Raw genomic sequence first — 21,991 nt, forward strand, 5'->3', positions numbered from 1 at the left:
CCCGTGTTCATCCCGATCGACTTCGCGTGGCTGGAGGCCACGCTGCTCGCCGCCGTGCGGATCACGGCGTTCATCATGATCGCCCCGCCGTTCTCGTATCGGGCGATACCGGTGCGGGTGAAGGCGATGCTCTCGATCGGACTGTCCCTCGCGGTGGGTGCCGCGGTCGCCCCGGGCTACGAGAGCCTCGACACGGGGCCGTTCCTCGGCGCACTCGTGATCCAGCTCCTCACCGGTGCCCTGCTGGGCTTCCTCGTGCTGCTCTGCTTCTCCGCGGTGCAGGCCGCGGGCAGCCTGATCGACGTGTTCGGCGGGTTCCAGCTCGCCCAGGCCTTCGACCCGGCGGCGATGGTCAACGGCGCGCAGTTCACCCGGCTGTTCCACCTGACGGCGCTCACGCTGCTCTTCGCCTCCGGCGGCTATCAGCTCATCCTCGCCGGACTCGCCCGCAGCTTCGACGCCGTTCCGGTCGACGGCATCTTCCGGGTGGCGGGACCGACCGAGCTGCTCGTCGACGGGGTGTCCCAGATGGTGCTGGCGGCCGTGCAGATCGCCGGCCCTCTGGTGCTGGTGCTCTTCCTCGCCGATGTCGGGCTCGGGCTCATCACGCGCGTGGCGCCGGCACTCAACGCCTTCGCGATGGGCTTCCCGGTCAAGATCCTGCTGACGCTCCTGCTCGCCGGTGCCGTGTACGTCGCGTTCCCCGGCATCGTCGACGCCCTCGCCACCCAGGCCTTCCGCATGATGCAGGGGGTGACGCCGTGAGCGGGTCGGACAGCGGCGAGCGCAGCGAGAAGGCCACCGAGAAGCACCTCCGCGAGGCCAGGCAGAAGGGCCGGATCGCCCGGAGCCAGGACCTGACGGCGTGGCTCGGCATCGGCGCCGCCGCCGTCATGATGCCCGCCGCCATCGCCGCGGGGACAGGCGCCGGCACCGAGCAGCTCATCTCCCTCACCTCGCTCATGCAGGCGCCCTCGCCCGACGCCGCCCTCGCGGCCCTCGGGCGGGCCCTCGCCTCGGTGCTGCCGACCCTGGGGGCGCTGCTCGCCGCGGTCGCGATCGTGACGCTGTTCGGTGCGGTGGTGCAGGGCGGCGTGCATCTGCGGAAGCTGTCCGGGCGTTACGAGCAGTTCAACCTCGTCTCCGGGGTCCGGCGGGTGTTGGGCCTGCAGGCCCTCTGGGAGGGGGCGAAGGCCCTGCTGAAGACGGCCGCCATCGCCCTCGCCCTGTGGGTCGTCATCGCCGGCCTCATGCCCGTGCTCACCGCGAGCGGCGCCCACTCCATCTCCCGGCTGCTCGGCACCGCGGCGGACGGGACCGCCGCGCTGCTGCAGACCGCGATCGCGGTGGGTCTGGTGCTCGCGGCCATCGACCTGTTCGTCGTCATGCGCCGGAACCGCAAGCACACCCGCATGACCAAGCGCGAGGTGCGCGACGAGAACAAGAACTCCGAGGGCGATCCGCTCATCCGCCAGCAGCGCCGGTCGCGCCAGCTCGCGGTGAGCCGCAACCGCATGATCGCCGCGGTCGCCGGCTCCGACGTCGTGGTCGTCAACCCCACGCACATCGCCATCGCCTTGGAGTACGACCCCGGCACGTCCGCGCCGAAGGTCGTGGCGAAGGGCAGCGGGGTCATCGCCGAGCGCATCCGCGAGAAGGCGCTCGAGTCCGGCGTCCCCCTCGTCCGTGACGTCACCCTCGCCCGAGCCCTGCACGCCGCGTGCGAGCTGGGTCAGGAGATCCCCGAAGACCTCTACAACGCCGTGGCACGCGTGCTCGTGTTCGTCGACGCGCTCCGGCGCCGAGGCGCCGCCCGCGGCATCCACTCTCTCCCGTATCGGAGGACCGTATGAAGAAGCTGCTCATCACGCTCGGGGTGCCGATCGGCGTCGTCGGCATCATCATGCTGCTCGTCGTCCCGGTGCCGCCGTTCCTGCTCGACGTGCTGATCATCCTCAACATCATGTTCGCGCTGGTCATCCTGCTGACGTCGATGTTCGTGAAGAAGCCGCTCGACTTCTCGGTGTTCCCCTCGCTGCTGCTCGTGGCGACGCTGTTCCGGCTGGGGCTGAACGTCGCCTCCACCCGCCTCGTCCTCGGCGAGGCATATGCGGGACAGGTGATCGAGGCGTTCGGGGCGATCGCGGTGGGCGGCTCGCTCATCATCGGCGCCGTGGTCTTCCTCATCCTCGTCGTCATCCAGTTCGTCGTGGTGACCAAGGGTGCAGAGCGCGTGGCCGAGGTGGGCGCCCGGTTCACGCTCGACGCGATGCCGGGCAAGCAGATGGCCATCGACGCCGATCTCAACGCCGGCCTCATCAGCGACACCGAGGCCCGCGAACGCCGCGCGGAGGTGGCGGCCGAGTCCGACTTCTACGGGGCGATGGACGGCGCCTCGAAGTTCGTCAAGGGCGACGCGATCGCCGGACTCGTCATCATCATCATCAACCTCGTCGGCGGCATCGCGATCGGCCTCGTGCAGCACGGCATGTCGATCGACCAGGCGGTGAGCACCTACAGCCTGCTCACGATCGGCGACGGCCTCGTCACGCAGATCCCCGCCCTGCTCATGGCGGTCTCGACCGGCATGATCGTCACCCGCTCGACCGCCGAGGCCGAGATGGGATCGGCCGCGTCCACGCAGCTCAGCCAGTCGCGCAACGCCCTCATCATCGCGGGATGCGCGGCCATCGTCATGTCGCTCATCCCGCACATGCCGATGCTCCCCTTCCTGGTGATCGGCGCCCTGCTGCTCCTCATCGCGCAGCGCATCACCGCGACCCGCAAGCGCGAGGAGGCGGAGGCCGCACAGGCCCCGGCTCCCGCGCCGGTGGACCAGCCCGAGGAGCTCATCGAGCGCATGCGGGTGCATCCTCTGGAGATCCTGCTCGCCCCCGACATCGTCGACCTGGTCACCGGCGGACCCGACGACCTCCTCGCCCGGGTGAAGGCGCTGCGGCGCCGCATCGCACTCGACCTCGGTCTGGTCACCCCGCCCGTGCGCACGAGGGACAGCATCGAACTCCCCCAGGCGACGTACGTCATCCGCATCGCCGGTGTCGAGACCGGACGCGGCACCGCGCCCACCGGGTCGGTCCTGGCCCTCGGGCAGGGGCTGGACAGCCTGCCGGGGACCGCCGCTCTGGACCCGGTGTTCGGTCTCGAGGGCAAGTGGATCCCGATGGAGATGCGTCACAGCGCCGAGTTCGCCGGGGCCACGGTGATCGACAGGGCGAGTGTCATCATCACCCACCTGTCGAGCGTGATCCAGACGCACGCCGCCCGGCTGCTCACCCGGGAGGACGTCCGCCAGCTCACCGACGCCCTGAAGCAGGTCTCCCCGTCGGCGGTCGAGGAGCTCACGCCCGCCCTGCTCTCGCTCGCGGAGGTGCAGCGGGTGCTGCAGGGCCTGCTCGCCGAACGCGTGCCCATCAACGACCTCAGCCGCATCTACGAGGCGCTCGCGCTCCGCGCCAAGGTCTCCAGCGATCCAGAGGGGCTGATCGAGGCGGCCCGTGCCGCGCTGGGCCCTGCCATCGCCTCCCGCTTCGCCGAGGACGGCACGCTCCGGGTCGTGATGATCGCCCCGCTCCTGGAGCAGGCGATGCTGGAGAGCCTCCGCCCCGGCGACGAGGGCTCTCAGATCGTCTTCGATCCACCGCGGATGGAAGCGGTGATCGCGTCGGTGAAGCAGGCCGTGGCCGCGCAGACGGACGGCGGAGAGCCGGTGCTCGTGTGCGCACCGTCGCTGCGCCCCGCCGTGCGGCGGCTGGTGTCGGCGCAGACCGACGGCCTCCCCGTGCTCTCCTACAGCGAGGCGACCGCGGCCGCCCTCACGATCGAGACGATCGGGGTGGTCCGGGACTCCTCCACCGCGTCGCTCGGGGCCGCCCCCGCCGCACCAGTAGGCTGAACGAATGCTGGTGTTGACGAGGCGGATCGGTGAGAGCGTACGCATCGACGGCGAGATCGAGGTCACGCTGCTCGACATCAAGGGCGACAGCGTGCGCATCGGCGTCAAGGCCCCGCGGGAGACCCGCATCCAGCGCACCGAGATCATCGAGGCCGTCGTCGCCGAGAACGTCTCCGCCGCCGCCGACACCGACGCGAGCGCCGCGGACGCCATCACCGCGGCACTCGCGCGCGGGCGCGAGAAGCAGACCCCCTAGGCCCGCTCGCCCCGCGGGGCGGTGGCGGAGCGCTCCGCCGCGTTCCGCACGGCGTGCAGGGTCGCGGTCAGCACGGAGCGGTCGCGCCCGGCCGCCCAGCCCGAGCGCACGCCGTCGCGATACTCGATCAGGGTGAGCGCTTCGCTCCCGGCCCCCGATCCGATGCTCGTCTGGTGCAGACTCAGGACTTCGACGGGCAGGCCGATCTCCGCGAGCGCCGTGCCCAGCGCCTCCACCGGACCGACACCGTCATGGCGGGTCCGTGTCTCGACGCCGTCGGCGTGGAGCGTGATCGTCGTGCACCCTCCCGCGACCTCGGCCTCCGCTCGCAGCGTCGTCGGGCTCGTGCTCGCGAGGTAGGCGGCATCGAAGATGGCCCATACCTCCGCGGCCGAGACCTCGCGTCCCGTCTGCTCGGTGCGCTGCTGGACGTGACGAGCGAGGTCGATCTGCAGGCGCCGCGGCAGCTCGATCCCGTAGGCGTCCTCCAGCAGGTAGGCGATGCCGCCCTTCCCGGACTGCGAGTTGACGCGGATCACGGCGTCGTAGCTGCGGCCGATGTCCGCCGGGTCGATGGGAAGATACGGCACGCGCCATTCGATGTCCCGTTCCGCGCGGCCTTCCCTCGCAGCACGGGCGCGATGTTCCGCGAACCCCTTCCGGATGGCGTCCTGATGGGTGCCGGAGAAGGCGGTGTGAACGAGGTCGCCCGCATACGGATGCCGCGCATGGATGTCGATCCCGTTGCAGTGCGCGACCGTCCGGCGGATCTCGTCGATATCGGAGAAGTCGATCATCGGGTCGACGCCCTGCGCGTGCAGGTTGAGGGCGAGGGTCACGAGGTCGACGTTGCCGGTGCGCTCCCCGTTGCCGAAGAGGCACCCCTCGACCCGCTGCGCGCCGGCGAGGACGGCGAGTTCCGCACAGGCGACGCCAGTGCCGCGGTCGTTATGGGGATGCACGGACAGGATGACCCCCTCACGACGCCCGAGATTGCGGTGCATGTACTCGATCTGGTCCGCGTAGACGTTCGGGGTCGCGACCTCGACGGTCGCCGGCAGGTTCAGGATCACGGGACGCTCGGGGCTCGCGTCCCACAGAGTCGTCATCGCGTCGCACACCTCGAGGACGAAGTCCGGCTCGGTGAGAGTGAACACCTCCGGGGAGAACTCGAAGCGGACGTCGTCGAGGTCTCCCGCGAACCGCAGCACGTCCTCCCCTCCGGCGAGGATCAGCGCGGTGAGCCCCTCACGGTCCTGTCCGAGGACGATATCCCGCCAGGTGGGCGCGGTGGCGGTGTACATGTGGATGACGACGGGATTGCGGATGCCGCGCACGGACTCCACGGTCCGTTCGATGAGTTCGCGTCGCGCCGGCGTGAACACCACGATCGTCACGTCGGCGGGAGCGAGGTCGGTCTCGGCGAGGAGCCGGACGAAGTCGTAGTCCGTCCGGGAGGCCGAGGGGTAGCCGACTTCGATCTCCTTGTAGCCCATGGCGACCATGAGCTCGAAGAACCGTCGCTTGCGGGACGGGTCCATCGGCTCGGCCAGCGCCTGGTTCCCGTCGCGGAGATCCACCGGGACCCAGAGCGGTGCCTGCGTCAGTCGCGCGCTCGGCCAGGTCGGGGTCTCCAGCGGAACGGCGACGCGGGAGTACACGTCTCGATAGCGGTTCGAGGGCATCTGCGAGGGCCGCTGCCGATTCCAGTGCGGAGCGTCGTCGGGCAGGACACCGGAGGGAGTCGAGAGGGTCGGGAAAGCGCGGGACGGGGTCATGGTCTGGTTCCTGTTCGGATCGCGGGGAGGGCGACCGACGCGTGCTGCGGCTCCACGACGAGGAGCCGGTCTGATCAGGCCCCGCCGTGGCGGCGAAGGAGGAGGAACCGAAGCGTGCGCATACGGGCACTCTAGCACAACTCCTCAGACAAGCAGAGAAGTGCGTCGGATGCGAGAATGGGCCCATGACGACCGTGCGCCGCGAATCCCTCGCCGAACAGGCCGCCGAGCTCCTTCTCGCACGCATCGGAGCCGGCGAGTGGCAGGTCGGCGACAAGCTGCCGGGCGAGACGACGCTCGCTCCGCAGCTCGGGGTCGGAAGGTCGACGGCCAGGGAGGCGATCCGGATCCTCGCGGGGCGAGGCGTGCTCGCCACACGCCAGGGCGCCGGCGTCTTCGTCACGGCCACGGAACCCGCCGCGAGTTGGGATGCCGTCCTCGATCGCGCCGACATCATCGCCGTCCTCGAGGCCCGCACCGCGATCGAGGTCGAAGCCGCGGCTCTCGCCGCCGAGCGCCGGACCTCCGCAGACCTGGACGAGCTGACGCGCACGCTCGCGGAACGTGACCGTCGTCGCACGGACGTCCGCGCGCACGTCGAGGCGGACATGGCCTTCCACCGCGCCGTCGTCGTCGCGTCCGGCAATCCCGTGCTGCGAGAGCTGTTCGACGGCTTCGCCCCGCGCTCGCTGCAGGCCATGATCGACATGCTGCGCATCCGCGGCCATCACGGCGACGCCGCCGACCAGGACGCGCACGGGCGTATCGGCGATGCGATCGCCGCGCGCGACCCCCAGACAGCCGGCGCCCTGACCCGCGAGCACCTCGATACGGTGAAGAGGCTGTTCGGCTGACACCGGAAGGCGAGCTCAGACGGTAGTCAGATCCGACTCCTGCGCCCGTTTCCACTGATCCCCGCCGGCGTCGCGCGCCCGTTCCGCCGCGGATGCCGCCGCCGCGACGAGTGTGTCGTAGTCGTATCCCGCGACGGCTGCCGTCGCCCAGCCGATGCTGGCGGACGAGCGGATCCCGCTCGCAGGCGCCTCCAGATCGATGATCGACACGGATGCCAGGATCGCCCGCAGGTGGAACCGCACCGCCTCGTCGCTTCCGTGGATGATGACGATCGCGCGGTCGTCGGCGACCCGCTCCGCATCGGCTGTCGCCGGAAGCGCGTCGCCGATGTCCGCGTGGAACCGATCGGCGATGCGTCGGAAGCCGGCGCTGCTCGACGCCTCGCGGAGGTCGGTGGGGTCGTCCAGGCGGATGTCGAGGATCGACCAGGCGGGGTCCTTCTGCGCTGACGCCTTGCGAAGCCGCTCCCTGGCGCGCTCCGCCGCGCCGTCCGTCCCGGGCGTCGCGCTCTCCACCCGCACGAGGAGCACGAGGGTGAAGGCTGCGCACGTGCTCACGACGATCGTCCCGACCGCGTTCATCCCGCGCAGCGCGCTGAGCTGCTCCTCCGTGCTCACGCCTCCCGAGACGAGGGCGGAGCCGGCGCTCACGACGGCGACCACGACGAAGCCGCACGCGGCGAGCGCGAGAGGCAGCACGATGTCCCGCGACGCCGGCTGCCCTCGGAGCAGCTCCCAGGCGAGCAGGCCGGCGAAGACCGCCATCGCCAGGAAGACGACGTGGAAGACCGGCAGATACCAGCGCGTGCCCGCCGTGAGGATCAGCGCCGTGGGGACGCCGACGAGCGCGAGGACGACCGGCAGCCAGGGCGCCGTGCGCTCGAAATGCATCCGCACGCCGATCCACACCAGCGGCACGAAGCAGACGACGATGGCGGACGCGGCCGCCCGCAGCACGGGGCTGCCGGTGTGGTGCCCGGCCAGCCACAGGTAGGCGCCGAGCATCCCGATACCGAAGGCGACCCCCCAGACGATGGTCGCCCTGCTCGGTCGGGCGAGAGTCGCGAGACCGACGACGACCGCGGTGAGCACGGTCACCACCGCCACCATGCTCGTGGTGACATCGACGCTCACGGGCACGAGCGGTGTCATACGGGGTCCTCTTTCGTTCGTCGGGGGAAACGGACGGTGACGGTGGTGCCGACGTCCACCTCGCTCGACACGAGGATGACGCCGCCGTGCGCGACCACGATGTCCCGCGCGATGCCCATGCCGAGCCCGGTACCGGGGATGCCGCCGCGCACGGCGCTGTCGGCGCGGAAGTACGGCTCGAACAGTCGCGGCAGCTCGTCCTCGGAGATGCCGATCCCCGTGTCCGCCACCGTGACCTCCGCATGGCCGTCGGACTCCACCAGCCGTACCGTGATGCGACCGCCTCCCTCCGTGTACTTGGCGGCGTTGCCCAGGAGGTTGTCCACCACCTGACGCAACCGGAACGCGTCTCCCGTGATCACCACCCGCTCCGCCCCATCGAGCACGAGTTCCTGGCGCGCGGCGCCCATCAGGGGCGCGAACGATGCGGCGGACTCCTCCACGACCACGCGCAGGTCCACCGGCTCGAAGGGGTCGTGCGAGATCCGCCCCGTCTGAGCCTGCATGCTCGTGACGAGATCCTGCAGCCGCTCCCCGGCGTCCGCGATGACCTCGATCTGCGCCGGCACCCGGCCGGGGAGGTCGTCGCGCTCCCGCAGGAGCTCGACATGGCCGATGATCGCCGTGAGCGGGTTGCGCAGTTCGTGGGAGATCACGGCGGTCAGCGCCCGACGCTCCTCGGCGGCCTCGAGGAGGGCGGTGACGTCATCGATGACGACGAGGGTGATGCTCTCCCCCTCCCGGGCACTTGCGATCGGCTGGGTGGTCACGGCCAGGGCATGCCACTGCCCTGCACCGTCGTACAGCCACACCCGCTCCTCCCGCATCTGCTCCCCCGCGGCGGCTCGTGCCAGCGTGGTGCGCTCCGGCGTCAGAGCCGTTCCGCGCCGCGCGTCGTACTCGACGGAGGCCGACGGGAGCGCTGTGCCGAAGCGGTCGCGGCCGTACAGGGCGCGGTAGGCGTCGTTCATCTGCAGGACGCGGCCCGCGGAGGTGACCACCACCAGCGCGATGCCCAGCGCGTCGATGACCTGCGTGACGCGCTCCTGGTTCGTCTCGGCCCGCTCCGCCGCCCTGTTCACCTGCTCGGAACGGCGCTGCAGGAGCCGCCGCGCCGCACCGGAGCGTTGGGCACCGATACGGACGGTCACGCCGAGGAAGCTCAGGGTGATGACGACGGTGAGCACCCGGAGCAGCACGTCCTCCGGCGGCCCGGAGCGGTCCGCGAAGAACACGAGGCAGCCGCCGCTGAGGACGATGCCGACGAACACCCAGGGCATCGAGAAGTAGGTCGCCAACCAGACGACCGGGAACACCCAGAGGAAGCCGAGCCGGAGATCCGGCACGTTCGTCGTCAGTCCCACCCCGAGCACGTCCAGCAGCGGGAGGACGGTCACCGCCGTGCGCGGCAGGCGCCGCCAGGGCACCATGAGCGCCACGAGGGTGGTGACCACGATGAGGCCGATCCCGCCGATGAACAGCGGGATCGCGAGGGTCTGCGGCTTGAAGCCCGCGACCATCACCACGATGGCGACGATGCTCGCGGTGAACACCAGCTGCCACCGCCAGATCGAGACCGTGCGGATCATCAAGGCCCGCCTCCCGGTCGATCCTCAGCATTCACGCAAGATTACTCAAAGATCGTCACTTCGCGCTCTTCAGGTGGCCTTCCCGTCCTACGATTCTGAGTGGGAGCCGACGCTGCGACTGGGGATTTCGCAGAAGCTGGGGCCGCGCGAGTGGGGATTCGCAGGCATCCGGGGCCGCGGTGGGGGAGCCGCGGCCTCGACCCCTCTCCTCAGACGGGCCGGTCGTCGGAGGTCAGACGGTAGCCGACGCCGCGCACCGTCTCGATGTAGCGCGGGGAATTCGGGTTGTCACCGAGCTTCCGGCGCAGATTGGCCATGTGCGTCTCGATGGCCCGTTTGTCCGGTTCGCTCACCCGGTCGAAGGCGTCTCCGGAGAGGCCGCGCAGCCCGCGTGCGAGGTCGGCCTTGCTGCAGACTCTGCGGCCGGCCTCGAGGAGCGCGGCGAGCAGATCGAACTCGGTGGGGGTGAGTTCGACGGGGCGCTGGGAGACGAGCACGAGACGCGTATCGAGGTCGAGGCTGAGGTCGCGGTGCACGAGCCCTCGCCAGGTGGCGACGGTGGCGTCGGCGGCGGTGATGACCGGCAGGGACGCGCTCGACGCCGCGGAGGCCGTCGAGACGGTGACCCGGGGCGGCGGGGCGCTCGCGGCCGCGGGCGTCCCCTTGTCCGCCGCGGACAGGCGGGTTCGGCGGAGGAGCGCCTCGATCCGCGCCCGCAGCTCGCGCGGCCGGAAGGGCTTGACCAGGTACTCGTCGGCACCGGAGGTGAGGCCCAGCACCACGTCCGACTCCTCGGCGAGGGCGGACAGCATGATGATGAAGGTGTCGCTGACCCGTCGGATGCGTCGCGCGACCTCGAACCCGTCGATGCCGGGGAGGTTGATGTCGAGGGTGGTGATGATCGGGTGGTGCGCCGCCACGGCCGCGAGACCGTCCGGACCGGAACCCGCCAGCACGGTGCGGAAGCCCGCGGCGAGGAACACCTCGTCCAGGAGTGACCGCACACCCGGGTCGTCTTCGATGATGACCGCGACCAGCGGCGTCTCCCCCGTCACGCGCGCTCCTCGCGGGCGATCGTGACGAAGCGCGGCGCGTCGGCGTCCAGCTCCGAGGGGTCGAGGTCGTCCTCGTCGTCGCCGGCTCCGACGGGGCGTTCGATCTCGACGTCCCACCAGGCGTCGGCGAGCTCCTCCGCCATGCCGCGGCCCCACTCCACGACCACGACCGACCGCTCCAGATCGAGGTCGAGGTCGTCGAGTTCGGCGGCAGAGCCGAGGCGGTACGCGTCCACGTGCACGAGCGGCGCTCGGCCGACCAGGGACGGGTGGGTGCGGGCGATCACGAAGGTCGGGCTCTGCACGGGCCCCCGCACGCCGAGTCCTTCGGCCAGACCCCGGGTGAACGTGGTCTTACCCGCCCCCAGGGGTCCGGTGAGGATGAGCAGGTCTCCCGGTTCGAGCTGCTCGCCGATGCGCAGCCCGAGCTGCTCCATCTCCTCGGAGGTGGCGATCCGCCGGCGTCCGAGGAACGCCGGGTCCAGGCTCACGTCGTCCTCCGCGGCACCCGGTGCCCGATGCGGGTGACGATCTCGTAGCCGATGGTGCCGGCGGCCTCGGCCCAGTCCGCGGCCGAGGGCACGCCGAGGGTCGGGTCCCCGAAGAGGATGACCTCGTCGCCGACCGCGACCGGGGCATCGCCGACGTCCACGACGAACTGATCCATCGCGATCCGTCCCACGTTCGTGTAGCGCCGCCCTCCGATGGACACGGGCAGTCGCCCCGAGGCGCTGCGGGGGACGCCGTCGGCATACCCCAGCGGCACGAGCGCCAGGGTGGTCTCCCGGTCCGTGCGGTGCGCGTAGTCGTAGGAGACGCCGGTGCCGGCGGGAACGCGACGCACGGCGGCGACCGCCCCACGAAGGGTCATGGCCGGACGCAGGCCCAGTTCCGCCGAGGAGCGGTCGTCGAAGGGCGAGAGGCCGTAGGTGCCGATGCCGATGCGGACGGCGTCCAGTCGCGTCTCGGGGAGGTCGATGGCGGCGGCCGTGGCGGCGATGTGGCGGATCTCGGGTCGCACGCCGAGAGCGGCGGCCTGCGCCACCCCTTCCTCGAATCGGGCGAGCGCGGCACGGTCGTCGGCGGGCGAGGCGTTGGAGAGGTGGCTGAAGAGTCCCACGACCCTCACCCGTCCGATGCGCTCCAGGCGAGCGGCCTCCGCGAGCACCGTCCCCCAGCCGTCGGGGGCGATGCCGTTGCGCGACAACCCGGTCTCGAGCTTCAGGTGCACGGCGACCGGGCGGTCTCCGGATGCGGCGGCGGCCGCCGCCTGCAGCTGGTCGTATGACGAGATGCCGAGCTCGATCCCCTCGGCGGCCGCCTGGACGAAGCGCTCCCCCGGAGCGTGCAGCCAGGCCACGATCGGGGCGTGCACGCCCTGACGCCGCAGCTCCAGTGCCTCCGGGATCTCGGCCACGCCGAGGCGGGTGGCGCCGGCGGAGAGAGCCGCCACGGCGGCCGGGGCGGCACCGTGGCCGTACGCGTTCGCCTTCACGACGACGAGCACCTCCACGCCGGTCAGGCGACGGAAGTGCCGCACGTTGTCGGCGATCGCATCCAGGTCGATCGTCGCCTCGCGGAACGGGACGGTCACAGCGGGGCTCCTTCGGCGACGACGAACGCGGCAGCCAGACCGGCGTCGTGGGTGAGGGTGAGGTGCAGCGTGAGGATGCCGCGTTCCTCGACCACCGCGGCGGTGGATCCGGACAGCACGAAATGCGGCCGCCCTGAGGGCTCGGAGGCGATCTCGATCTCGGCCCAGTGCACGCCGTCGGAGCCGCCGAGGGCCTTGATCAGCGCTTCCTTCGCGGCGTACCGCGCGGCCAGGGACGGCAGCCGGAGCTCCCGTTCGGACGGGGCGAACAGCCGCTCCCGCAGACGAGGCGTCCTGGTCATCGTGCGCTCGAACCGCGGGATGTCCACGAGGTCGATGCCGGTGCCGATGATCACGCGTTCAGCCTACTCGGGCTTCCCCACCCACCCCGTTACGAACGCCCCACCCCTCTGCGTGCGCACGCAGAGGGGTGGGGCGAACAGAACAGGGTGGGTCGGCGGTCACTCCACCGTGACGGACTTCGCGAGGTTGCGCGGCTGGTCCACGTCGAGGCCCTTCGCGGTCGCCAGCGCCATCGCGAAGATCTGCAGAGGGACGACGGCCAGTAGCGGCTCGAACATCGGGCCGGCGAGCGGGATGTGGATGACCTCGTCGGCGAAGGGCAGCACGGCGGCGTCGCCCTCCTCCGCCACCACGATCACGCGGGCACCGCGGGCGCGGATCTCCTGGATGTTGGAGACGACCTTGGAGTGCACGAGTGCCGAGTGCCGCGGCGACGGCACGAGCACGAACACGGGCTGGCCCGGCTCGATCAGCGCGATCGGACCGTGCTTGAGCTCGCCGGCGGCGAAGCCCTCCGCATGGATGTAGGAGATCTCCTTGAGCTTGAGCGCACCCTCGAGCGCGATCGGGTAGCCCACGTGGCGACCGAGGAAGAGCACCGACCGGGTGTCGGCCATCCAGCCCGCGAGCTGGGTCACGTGCTCGTGCTCGCTCTCCAGCACCTTCGCGACCTTCTCCGGCAGCGCGGCGAGCTCCTCGACATCGGTCGAGGCGTCGGCCACGACGCCGCGGACGCGTCCCATGTGCAGGCCGAGCAGGAGCAGGGCCGTGATCTGGGCGGAGAACGCCTTGGTCGAGGCGACGGCGACCTCGGGGCCGGCGTGCGTGTAGACGACGGCGTCGGACTCGCGCGGGATGGTCGCCCCCTGCGTGTTGCAGACCGACAACGTGCGGGCACCGCGCTCCCGGGCGTACTTCACGGCCATCAGGGTGTCCATGGTCTCGCCGGACTGGCTGATCGAGACGACGAGGGTGTCCGCGCCGATGACGGGGTCGCGGTACCGGAACTCGTGGGCGAGCTCGACGTCGACCGCCACGCGCGCCCACTGCTCGATCGCGTACTTGCCGACGAGGGCCGCGTAGGACGCGGTGCCGCACGCGGTGATGATGACACGGTTGATGCCGACGAACAGGTCGTCGAGACCGTCCAGCTCCGGGATGACGACCTGACCGTCGCGGATGCGGCCGCGGATGGTGTTCGCGACGGCTTCCGGCTGCTCCGCGACCTCCTTGGCCATGAAGCTCGACCATCCGCCCTTCTCGGCGGCGGCGGCGTCCCACGAGACGTCGAACGGCTCGGCGGCGACGGGCGTGCCGGCGAAGTCGGTCACGGTCACCGCGTCGGGGGTGATCGAGACGATCTGGTCCTGACCGATCGCGAGGGCCTTGCGGGTGTGCTCCACGAAGGCGGCGACGTCGGAGCCGAGGAAGTTCTCCCCCTCGCCCAGGCCGATCACGAGCGGCGAGTTGCGGCGGGCGCCGACGACGAGACCCGGGTGGTCCTGGTGCATCGCGAGGAGCGTGAAGGCGCCCTCGAGGCGGTTGACGACGGCGCGGAACGCGAGCGCGAGGTCGCCCCCGTTGCCGGCATACTCGCGGCCGAGCAGAGCCGCGGCCACCTCGGTGTCGGTCTCGCTGCGGAAGGCGACGCCGTCGGCGAGGAGTTCGTCGCGCAGCGCGGCGAAGTTCTCGATGATGCCGTTGTGGATCACCGCGAGCTTGTCGTCGTCGGCGAGGTGCGGGTGCGCGTTGACGTCGGTCGGGCCGCCGTGCGTGGCCCACCGGGTGTGACCGATGCCGGTCGTGCCGTCGGCGAGGGGTGCATCGCCGAGCGAGTCGCGCAGCATGGCGAGCTTGCCCGCCTTCTTGCGCATGCCCAGCGTTCCCTCGCCGTCGATCACGGCGATGCCCGCGGAGTCATAGCCGCGGTACTCGAGCCGGGCGAGGCCGGCGAGAAGGATGTCCTGGCTGGGCCGCGGGCCCACGTATCCGACGATTCCACACATGGGGATAAGGGTAAGCGGGAATTTTTGCGAGTCGTCCGAACAATAGGGCGCCGCCGGAGGGGCTCAGAGCTTACGCAGCAGCACGCTCTCCACGTCGTGATCCGCGCCCTTGCGCAGAACCAGCCGCGCGCGGTGCCGCGTGGGCATGACGTTCTCGACGAGGTTCGGCATGTTGATCTCGTTCCAATATCCCAGTGCGGTGGTGATCGCCTCCTCGTCGGTAAGGTGCGCGAACACGTTGAAGTAGGACGACGGGTTGCTGAAGGCCCCCTGCCGCAGCGCGAGGAACCGGTCGACGTACCACTTCTCGATGTGCGCGGTGTCGGCGTCCACGAAGATCGAGAAGTCGAAGAGGTCGCTGACGGCGACGTCGTTCGGCGCGGGCGGAGGCTGCAGGACGTTGAGCCCCTCGACGATCACGACGTCCGGGCGGCGCACCACGACGTGCGCGTCCGGCACGATGTCGTAGCGCATGTGGGAGTAGAACGGCGCCCGCACCTCGGGCGCTCCGCTCTTGACCTCCGTGAGGAACTCGATCAGCGCCCGGCGGTCGTACGACTCCGGGAAGCCCTTGCGGTCCATGAGGCCCCGGCGCTCCAGCTCGGCGTTCGGGTAGAGGAAGCCGTCCGTCGTCACCAGCTCCACGCGCGGCGTCCCCGGCCACCGGCTCATCAGCTCGCGGAGGAGCCGGGCGATGGTCGACTTGCCCACGGCCACGGAGCCGGCGACACCGACGACGAAGGGCGTGGTCGTGTCGTCCTCCTGGAGGAACGACGAGGTGGCCGCACCGAGCTGCTTCGTCGCGCTCGCGTACAGGCTCAGCAGCCGGCTCAACGGGAGGTAGACCTCACGGACCTCGGTGAGGTCGAGACGATCGCCGATCCCCCGCAGCTCCACGACCTCGGTCTCGGTGAGAGGCTGGTCGAGTCCGGCGGCGAGACGCGCCCACTCCGCGCGCCCGATCTCCCGGTACGGCGACAGCGGCACTGTGGGGTCGGCGGTGGTCACGTCGTCCATCGTAACCGCGCGCGAGTATCCTCATCCCGTGCGCCTGGGAGTCCTCGACATCGGATCCAACACCGTCCACATGCTCGCCGCCGACGTACGCCCGGGCGGACGACCGCTCGCGACCACGAGCGACCGGACCGTGCTGCGCCTCATGCGGTACCTCACACCGGACGGGGCGATCGCGGAGGACGGCGTGCAGGCCCTGGAGACCGCTGTCGCGCAGGCGCGCCGGGTGGCGGAGGCGGAACGCGTGGACGCGCTCCTCGCCACGGCCACGAGCGCCGTGCGCGATGCCCGCAACGGAGCCGAGGTGATCGCGCGCATCGAGGCCGTCCTGGGTCAGCCGCTCCAGGTGCTCGACGGGGAGACCGAGGCCGCGCTCACCTTCCTCGCGGTGCGGCGCTGGTTCGGGTGGTCCGCCGGCCAGCTGCTGCTCCTCGACATCGGCGGCGGCTCCCTGGAGATCGCCGCGGGCGCCGAGGAGGTGCCGGACGTCGCCGCCTCCGTGCCGCTCGGAGCCGGGCGCATGACGGTGCAGTTCCTCCCGCAGGATCCGCCGGGTGAGGACGATGTGGAGCGGCTGCGGGCACACGCCGCAGCGACTCTCGACGCGGTCGTCCCCCGGTTCCATGCCCTCCCCCGTCCGGACCACGTCGTGGGGTCCTCCAAGGCGATCCGTTCGCTCGCACGATTGGTCGGCTATCCCGTCCCCGGCTGGTCGGGTATCGAGCGGATGCTGCTCCCCCGCGAGGCGCTCGGGTCGTGGATCCCGCGGCTCGCGCGCCTTCCCGCCTCGGCGCGCCAGGAGCTCCCGGGGATCACGCCCGACCGGACGTTCCAGATCGTGGCGGCCGCGGTGTCGCTGCATGCTGCGATGAGCGCACTGGGGGTGGAGGAGCTGGAGGTGTCGCCGTGGGCGCTGCGCGAAGGAGTGCTGCTGCGGTACATCGAGCAGCTCGGGTCGCGATCCTGAGAGGGCTGCTCCGGCGGCGCGGATAGCATGACGCCATGACCCCGACCCTCGCCACCCGTGCCCCGCGCGGCAGGGTGGCAGCCCGCGTCGCCCTGGTCAGCTACCTGCTGTTCGTGGGCTTCACCGTCTGGCTGCCCGCGGCCGTGTCGTCCAAGGTCACGGGTCTCGTGGGCGTGATGGCCCGCTGGGTCGCGGAAGCCGGCATCGCGCCCTACCAGCAGAGCGCCGTGGTGCTGGAGGTCCTGGCCAACGTCGCCCTCTTCGTCCCTGTCGGGCTGTTGCTGCCCGTCGCCTGGCCACGGCTTCGACTCTGGCAGGTCACGCTCGCCGGTGGTCTGCTGAGCGTCGTGATCGAGTCGGTGCAGGGCTTGATGCCGTCCCGGTTCCCCACGCTCAGCGATGTGATCGCCAATACCACCGGCACCTTCCTCGGAGCCGTCGTGGCGACTCTGCTGCTGGCCCTGTTGCCACGCGGTCCGGACGGACCGAGGGACCCTAGGCTGGCTTCGTGACCCTCCCTCCCCTCGACGGCCGGCCGGCCGGCATGAGCCGCAGAGAGTGGCGCGAGCAGCAGGACCGGCCCGCGCCCACCGCCGTCCCCGAGAACGGCGTCAGTCCGATCGCCCCCGCCGGCGAGACGCTGACCATCCTGACGGTGTGCACCGGGAACATCTGCCGCTCTCCCCTCGCCGAGGTGCTGCTCCGACAGCGGCTCGAGCCGCTGGGCGTCCGCGTGCACAGCGCCGGGACGCACGCGCTCGACGGGCACGGCATGCCGGAGGAAGCCCTCGAACTCGCGACGCTCGGCGGGGCCGATCCGGCGATCGCCGCCGCTCACCGCGCCCGCTACCTCGTCGAGCCCTACATCACAGGCGCCGACCTCGTGCTGACGATGGCGCGCGAGCACCGCTCCACCGTCGTGAAGATGGTGCCGGGTGCTCTCCGACGCACGTTCACGCTGCGCGAGTTCGCACGGCTCGCATCGACGCTGAGCACCGACGAGGTCCAGGACGCCGCCCGGGGGGACGGAGCGCTGCGCGACCGGTTCGCCGCCGTGCTCCGCGCCGTCGGGGATCAGCGCGGCCTCACCCCCGCACGGCCGGAGGACGACGACGTCATCGATCCGTACCGCCGGTCGCGGGAGACGTACGCGCTCTCGGGTGCGCAGCTCACCCCGGCGCTGACCGAGGTCGAGCGGATCGTCCGCGCGGCGCTGCGCTGAGACGACCGCGAAGCACCGCCTAGCCGCAGGTCGGCTCGTCGATGCTCACCGGCGTCTCCCGCACCATCGGTGTGTGACGGACCGTCGTCGGCCCGAGGTCAGCCGCAGTGCTCCCGGCGGTGCCCGCCATGGTGACCTCGAGGGTGGCTGTCGATTCCGGCGGAAGGACGACGTTCACCCGCAGCGCGTCTCGCCCGAGATGAGTCGTGTGTGCGATCGCGTCGAACGGTTTGCCGTTCAGCGTCCACCCCTCGATCGTGGCGTCGACCGGTGTGTAGACGACGAAGTCCGTCCCGATGTTCCCCGGCGTGAAGTAGGGACCCGTGATGTAGCGCGGGAGCTCTCCGGCCGCACCCGCCGTGATGTGGTTCTGGAGTGTGACCGTCGTCGTCCAGCGCGGGGCCTCAGCGGCGCAGGTGTCCGCCTGCACGGCCACCGCGGCATCGACGTAGTAGTCCATCTTCGAACCCGTCGTGTCGTTGAAGAACACCCCGACCGCGCTCTCCGTGTCGTTCGTCGACGGGAGTCGTCCCGACAGCGGGGACTCCCCGAGCAGCGCGGCTTCGTCCTCGTCGGAGCTCCAGATCTTGAGGCGACCCTCGTCGGCGGCGCGCGTCAGCGCGGCCATCATCGGAACGGGCTCGACGCTCCCGCCGGTCAGGGCGCCGAAGACGGAGAGCGAGACGGCGGAGAAGAACCGGTTGGAGTCGGCGCCGTCCGGGTACTTGAAGTACGCCTCGTTGAGGAGCAGGGATGCCGCGTTCTCACTCGTCAGCACGTCGCCCGTCGGTAGCGTGATCGGTCCGGTCGCATTCAGCATGTACGACAGGCCGATCGGATCGATCGAGATCACGCCGTCGATCCGATCGTCGTGCAGTGTCGACCACCACCCCTTGGCGAGCGCGGCGCTCGTGGGGAAATCCGGGGTCGCCGTCAGGTTCGCGATCCACCGCGCGACGATGTCGGAGTACAGCGCTTCCGTCTCTGCGTCGATGGGCACGACGGGCTCCGGGATCGCGAAGTCGAACTCAGTGGCCGCCGCCTCTCCGACGATCGACAGGGCACCGTCGTCGACGCTGAGGAGGATGAACGAGCCGGGACCGCCCCCGCTCGCCCGCACTTCGGCATTGCCTTGGAACATGACGAGATAGTTGCGCGGCCCGGACGCGCCGAGGGCATCCGGCAGCACGGCGACGACATCGCGGGCCGGCGCCGACACCGTCTGAATCTCGGCGAGTGCCGTTTCGACCTGCTGCACGCCGGAGCGCACCTCGTCCATCAGGGCACCGTGATCGAGCGCTGCCAGGCGCTCGTCCGCGGCGTCGGTCCCCGCCTCGATCTGATCGAGCAGCCCCGAGAGCGATCGAAGTGCCGCGACATCCATCTTGCCGCCCGACGGAGCAAGAGCGGCGACGCTCACGCCACTCGCCGGAACGAGCACATCATCGGCCAGTGACACCGCCACATCAGCGACGGTGCTCACGGCACGCAGGTTCTCGAGCGGTGGGAGCGGGATCGACTCGAAGAAGTCCCAGACCCTGCCGGACGCGGCCGCCTGCGCTTCCGCTGCCTCCGCCCGGAACGCCGCCGCAGCCGTCGCGGCCGCTTCAGGGTCGGACGCGAGCATCGCCGCCTTCACCTCTGCGACGTACGGCATGGCCGCGAGCAGGTGCGATCGCGCCTGCATCGCCTGCGAATAGATTCGGCTTCCCGCCCACACTCCGGCCACGGCCAGAGCGACGAGGAGCATACCGGCGACCCCCACCCAGAGCCAGACGCGGCGGCGGCGCGGCCGGGTCCGCTCGTTGTCGGTTGCAGCGGTCGTCGGAGCGTCGGAGGAAGATGCGCGCAGTGCACGCTGCTCCCGCCGCGTCGCAGGCGGAAGGCTGGGATCAGTCACTCGGCGATTCAACCATGGTTGGCTGCGCGACTCACGCCAACGCTGCGCGCCACTGTGGCGAAAACTACCTCTTGATCCGAAGCGCCAATGACCTCACTGCAGGAACCTGCAGAGCCAATTGCTTCACTGAGGGACGGGAGATCGACACGTAGGGCGTGAGTCGGAAGCCCCAGGACGACTTCGCCCGCGCCACCGCCGCGATGTTGGCGCCACCGAAGTCGAAGCTCGTCGCACCCATCTCGTCCAGGTCCTGCAGGACACCGGCGTACATGAGCTGCACGGCACCATCGTTCAGCGCTCGGGGCTCTGTACCCTGTACCCAGTCCAGGGCGACACCACCCGCCTGCACCAACCGCGCACCCGCGCTCACGACTTCGCCAAGCGGGTCTCTCACGGTATGGCACCTGAACACCTCAGGACCCAGCAGACGCGTCAATGCATCCACATCACCCGAACTCAATCCATACGAAAAGTTCTGGCGTGCGCCCGTGCTGTCGAGCATCCGCTGGAGATCGTCGGCATTGGCACGGGGCTCGAAGGTGTAACCGGCGCGACGTGCTTTCGACATGCGCTTGCGGACGGCTGCCTCTGCATGCGCCGCGTCATGCGGGAGGGGCCCGGTATAGGTGTAACGGACAGCGGTCGTCAGCCCTCCCCAAGCGAACGGTCGTGCGTCCCCGAGTCCAGGCGGCAGATTGCCCGCTCCGTGAAGCCGCCCATCGGCGAGGTCCGCTGCCAACTGAGAGGCGGCGCTCAGCCACTGACGCTCGCGCTGCGGCCCTCCTTCCGGGGCTGACGACTCGAAGGAGAGCGCGAGGTAGGGGTCGAGGCGGGGCTGACGTATCCGACCGCGACCATCCGTGTACAGCACCGCTCGCAGGCGAGCGGGCGATCGACCTTCGGAGAGGTACTCGACGCGGCGAGCGCTCAGTCCCCAGCGGCGCTCGTTCCATTCGACCAGACCGGGGGCGAGGAGCACATCTGCCCCGCCAAGCGACGGCGAGCCAGGGGTCATTCGTCGGCCTCCACGATCAGATGTTCCTCTCGGAGCGAACCCGGGTCTCGTCCGAGCGGTCTCCGGTCTCATCGAGAGCGCGGAACGCGCCGACGACGACCTCCTGGACGTCGTCCTGGAGGCCCTCCAGGCCGAAGGCTCGGGCGAACCCTCCGCCTTCATACCCGCCCTCGGCCTGCACGCGGCGGCTGGGAATGTAGCCGACCACGTCGTCCACGCAGCCCACACAGAACACGAAGCGTGAAGTGGCCGTCCTCCGCGCGCGCAGCGCGTAATCGACGACCAGTTCGCCGCTCGCTGTGTAGACCGTGACCAGGTCACCGATCTCCAGCCGTCCGAAGCTCATGACGCCCACGGCTCGACCTTTGACGATACGGTCCACCGGGACGAGGAGCCGTCGACCGGTGATCGCCGGGGCTCCGACCGTCGTCATTTCATCCAGCGCGCGCAGGAGGGCCGAGGACAGCCCTCGGCACCACTCGCCGTAGTCCGCCCACGTCATATCCTCGAACAGTCGACCGGAGATGAGCTGGCGCATCCGGCGCCGAAGGCTGTGGACCTTGGTGCTCGCGTTCGGACGAACGTCGCCGGAGAACCCCTGGAAGAACAGGACGGGGAGCGCCGGGGCATCCAGGGCCTCGCGAACGGTCTCGCGGACGACCCCCGGGTAGTGACTGCTGACGGCGTTGCGCACCGGCCCTCCAACGGGGTGGCAACTGTAATTCCACACCAGGGCGAGGGGTTTCCCCACGGCGTCCCTCACGATGAGAGCGGTCAGCTGTTCGTCCGTCGGACCTTCGGGGTTCGGTGCGTTCACGATGTCGTTGAGCCGTGGACGCCGGGCGACGACGACCCTCTTCCGCAGACGGCGGTTGATGCTGTGCGCCGCTGAAGTGTCCCCGACGGATATCGACACCGGCTGCCGCGGTGACAGGAGAACCGTCCGTACGGTCTCCGTGATCACTCCCGTCACCCACTGCATGTACTCTTCGTCGGGGTTGCCCAGGGCGGGCTTCGAAGGGTCCGTCATGGGGGCCCGGTGCGTATGACTTGCCGCGACCACGATGCGGTCAGCGGGCACACTCGGCGCAGCATCCTCGACCGCCTCGCGTATCCTCTGTCCGGGGTACAGCAGGTCGAGCGTCACGAACAGCAGCGGGTGGGGTTCCTCTGCCGCCCACACGGCCAGCACGTTCATCTCGATGTCTGAATCGATCCCCTGCCATTCGGCGGAGCGAGCGTCAGAGGCGCCGAGGTCCACTTGCTTGTTCGGCGCAATGCTCTGCGTGATCGAGACTGCGTGGAAGTCTCCCGAGGTCGTCATGGCCATCGCGCCGAGCTTACTGGAGAGGTCGCCCGGCTGTCGGCGGCGC

The 21,991-nt window shown here is 70.4% G+C and carries 20 protein-coding genes; 8 read left to right on the plus strand and 12 right to left on the minus strand.

Annotated features, from left to right (window positions below; genetic code table 11):
• The first annotated feature begins 3 nt into the window (after positions 1-3).
• Genes AB0P08_RS01775 through csrA form a run of 4 tightly spaced genes read left to right on the plus strand, consistent with a single transcriptional unit; the run spans position 4 to position 4,169 of the window.
• Positions 4-765, plus strand: coding sequence for a flagellar biosynthetic protein FliR (locus AB0P08_RS01775; protein WP_187663396.1), 762 nt, complete (start codon positions 4-6; stop codon positions 763-765).
• Complete coding sequence (locus tag AB0P08_RS01780) at positions 762-1,853, plus strand: EscU/YscU/HrcU family type III secretion system export apparatus switch protein (RefSeq protein WP_363587750.1); 1,092 nt, start codon at positions 762-764, stop codon at positions 1,851-1,853. The genes AB0P08_RS01775 and AB0P08_RS01780 overlap by 4 nt, the downstream gene beginning before the upstream one ends.
• Entirely contained in the window at positions 1,850-3,913 is a 2,064-nt protein-coding gene (locus tag AB0P08_RS01785) for a flagellar biosynthesis protein FlhA (RefSeq protein WP_363587752.1), read from the plus strand. The genes AB0P08_RS01780 and AB0P08_RS01785 overlap by 4 nt, the downstream gene beginning before the upstream one ends.
• A gap of 4 nt (positions 3,914-3,917) precedes the next feature.
• The gene (csrA, locus tag AB0P08_RS01790; RefSeq protein WP_025104370.1) at positions 3,918-4,169 is read left to right on the plus strand and encodes a carbon storage regulator CsrA; all 252 of its coding nucleotides are present in this window, start codon (positions 3,918-3,920) and stop codon (positions 4,167-4,169) included.
• Here csrA and AB0P08_RS01795 read toward each other — a convergent pair.
• Positions 4,166-5,854, minus strand: a complete 1,689-nt coding sequence (locus tag AB0P08_RS01795) for a 2-isopropylmalate synthase (protein WP_363588598.1) — start codon at positions 5,852-5,854, stop codon at positions 4,166-4,168. The two genes, csrA and AB0P08_RS01795, sit on opposite strands and share 4 nt — an antisense overlap.
• 278 nt (positions 5,855-6,132) lie before the next feature.
• On the opposite strand from AB0P08_RS01795, the gene AB0P08_RS01800 reads away from it, so the two are divergent.
• Positions 6,133-6,801: a FadR/GntR family transcriptional regulator gene (locus AB0P08_RS01800; RefSeq protein WP_363587754.1), complete on the plus strand. Its 669-nt coding sequence runs from the start codon at positions 6,133-6,135 to the stop codon at positions 6,799-6,801.
• Positions 6,802-6,816: 15 nt separating this feature from the next.
• On the opposite strand, the gene AB0P08_RS01805 is transcribed toward AB0P08_RS01800, so the two are convergent.
• From AB0P08_RS01805 to coaA, 8 genes are all read right to left on the minus strand, one after another.
• Positions 6,817-7,953, minus strand: coding sequence for a hypothetical protein (locus AB0P08_RS01805; protein ID WP_363587756.1), 1,137 nt, complete (start codon positions 7,951-7,953; stop codon positions 6,817-6,819).
• Positions 7,950-9,542: a sensor histidine kinase gene (locus AB0P08_RS01810; protein WP_259953055.1), complete on the minus strand. Its 1,593-nt coding sequence runs from the start codon at positions 9,540-9,542 to the stop codon at positions 7,950-7,952. The genes AB0P08_RS01805 and AB0P08_RS01810 overlap by 4 nt, the downstream gene beginning before the upstream one ends.
• A gap of 209 nt (positions 9,543-9,751) precedes the next feature.
• Entirely contained in the window at positions 9,752-10,597 is an 846-nt protein-coding gene (locus AB0P08_RS01815; protein ID WP_363587758.1) for a response regulator transcription factor, read from the minus strand.
• Entirely contained in the window at positions 10,594-11,088 is a 495-nt protein-coding gene (gene tsaE, locus AB0P08_RS01820) for a tRNA (adenosine(37)-N6)-threonylcarbamoyltransferase complex ATPase subunit type 1 TsaE (protein ID WP_396817912.1), read from the minus strand. The genes AB0P08_RS01815 and tsaE overlap by 4 nt, the downstream gene beginning before the upstream one ends.
• Positions 11,085-12,191 (minus strand): alanine racemase, encoded by a 1,107-nt coding sequence (gene alr / locus AB0P08_RS01825; RefSeq protein WP_363587760.1) that lies wholly within the window; start codon positions 12,189-12,191, stop codon positions 11,085-11,087. Before alr ends, tsaE begins: the two co-directional genes overlap by 4 nt.
• Entirely contained in the window at positions 12,188-12,547 is a 360-nt protein-coding gene (locus AB0P08_RS01830) for a holo-ACP synthase (protein ID WP_363587762.1), read from the minus strand. The genes alr and AB0P08_RS01830 overlap by 4 nt, the downstream gene beginning before the upstream one ends.
• A 105-nt stretch (positions 12,548-12,652) precedes the next feature.
• Positions 12,653-14,500 (minus strand): glutamine--fructose-6-phosphate transaminase (isomerizing), encoded by a 1,848-nt coding sequence (gene glmS / locus AB0P08_RS01835; RefSeq protein ID WP_187663386.1) that lies wholly within the window; start codon positions 14,498-14,500, stop codon positions 12,653-12,655.
• Between the two features lie 63 nt (positions 14,501-14,563).
• The gene (gene coaA / locus AB0P08_RS01840; RefSeq protein WP_363587764.1) at positions 14,564-15,517 is read right to left on the minus strand and encodes a type I pantothenate kinase; all 954 of its coding nucleotides are present in this window, start codon (positions 15,515-15,517) and stop codon (positions 14,564-14,566) included.
• A 28-nt stretch (positions 15,518-15,545) separates the two neighbouring features.
• Between coaA and AB0P08_RS01845 the strand changes: the two genes are divergently transcribed.
• The 3 genes from AB0P08_RS01845 to AB0P08_RS01855 are packed head-to-tail and all read left to right on the plus strand — an operon-like array spanning position 15,546 to position 17,703.
• Positions 15,546-16,481 carry a Ppx/GppA phosphatase family protein gene (locus AB0P08_RS01845; RefSeq protein ID WP_259953048.1) on the plus strand — a complete coding sequence of 312 codons (936 nt, stop codon included), beginning with the start codon at positions 15,546-15,548 and terminating at the stop codon, positions 16,479-16,481.
• 35 nt (positions 16,482-16,516) lie between these two features.
• On the plus strand, positions 16,517-16,993 hold the full coding sequence (locus AB0P08_RS01850) for a VanZ family protein (RefSeq protein ID WP_363587766.1): 477 nt from the start codon (positions 16,517-16,519) through the stop codon (positions 16,991-16,993).
• Complete coding sequence (locus AB0P08_RS01855; protein ID WP_363587768.1) at positions 16,990-17,703, plus strand: arsenate reductase/protein-tyrosine-phosphatase family protein; 714 nt, start codon at positions 16,990-16,992, stop codon at positions 17,701-17,703. The genes AB0P08_RS01850 and AB0P08_RS01855 overlap by 4 nt, the downstream gene beginning before the upstream one ends.
• Positions 17,704-17,722: 19 nt before the next feature.
• Here AB0P08_RS01855 and AB0P08_RS01860 read toward each other — a convergent pair whose 3' ends face one another.
• From AB0P08_RS01860 to AB0P08_RS01870, 3 genes are all read right to left on the minus strand, one after another.
• Positions 17,723-19,603, minus strand: a complete 1,881-nt coding sequence (locus tag AB0P08_RS01860; RefSeq protein WP_363587770.1) for a DUF4012 domain-containing protein — start codon at positions 19,601-19,603, stop codon at positions 17,723-17,725.
• A 64-nt stretch (positions 19,604-19,667) separates the two neighbouring features.
• Entirely contained in the window at positions 19,668-20,618 is a 951-nt protein-coding gene (locus tag AB0P08_RS01865) for a GNAT family N-acetyltransferase (RefSeq protein WP_363587772.1), read from the minus strand.
• Between the two features lie 16 nt (positions 20,619-20,634).
• Positions 20,635-21,948 (minus strand): hypothetical protein, encoded by a 1,314-nt coding sequence (locus tag AB0P08_RS01870; protein ID WP_363587774.1) that lies wholly within the window; start codon positions 21,946-21,948, stop codon positions 20,635-20,637.
• Between the last annotated feature and the right edge of the window lie 43 nt (positions 21,949-21,991).

The organism is Microbacterium meiriae (genome assembly GCF_040686935.1).
Taxonomy (GTDB): Bacteria; Actinomycetota; Actinomycetes; order Actinomycetales; family Microbacteriaceae; genus Microbacterium; species Microbacterium meiriae.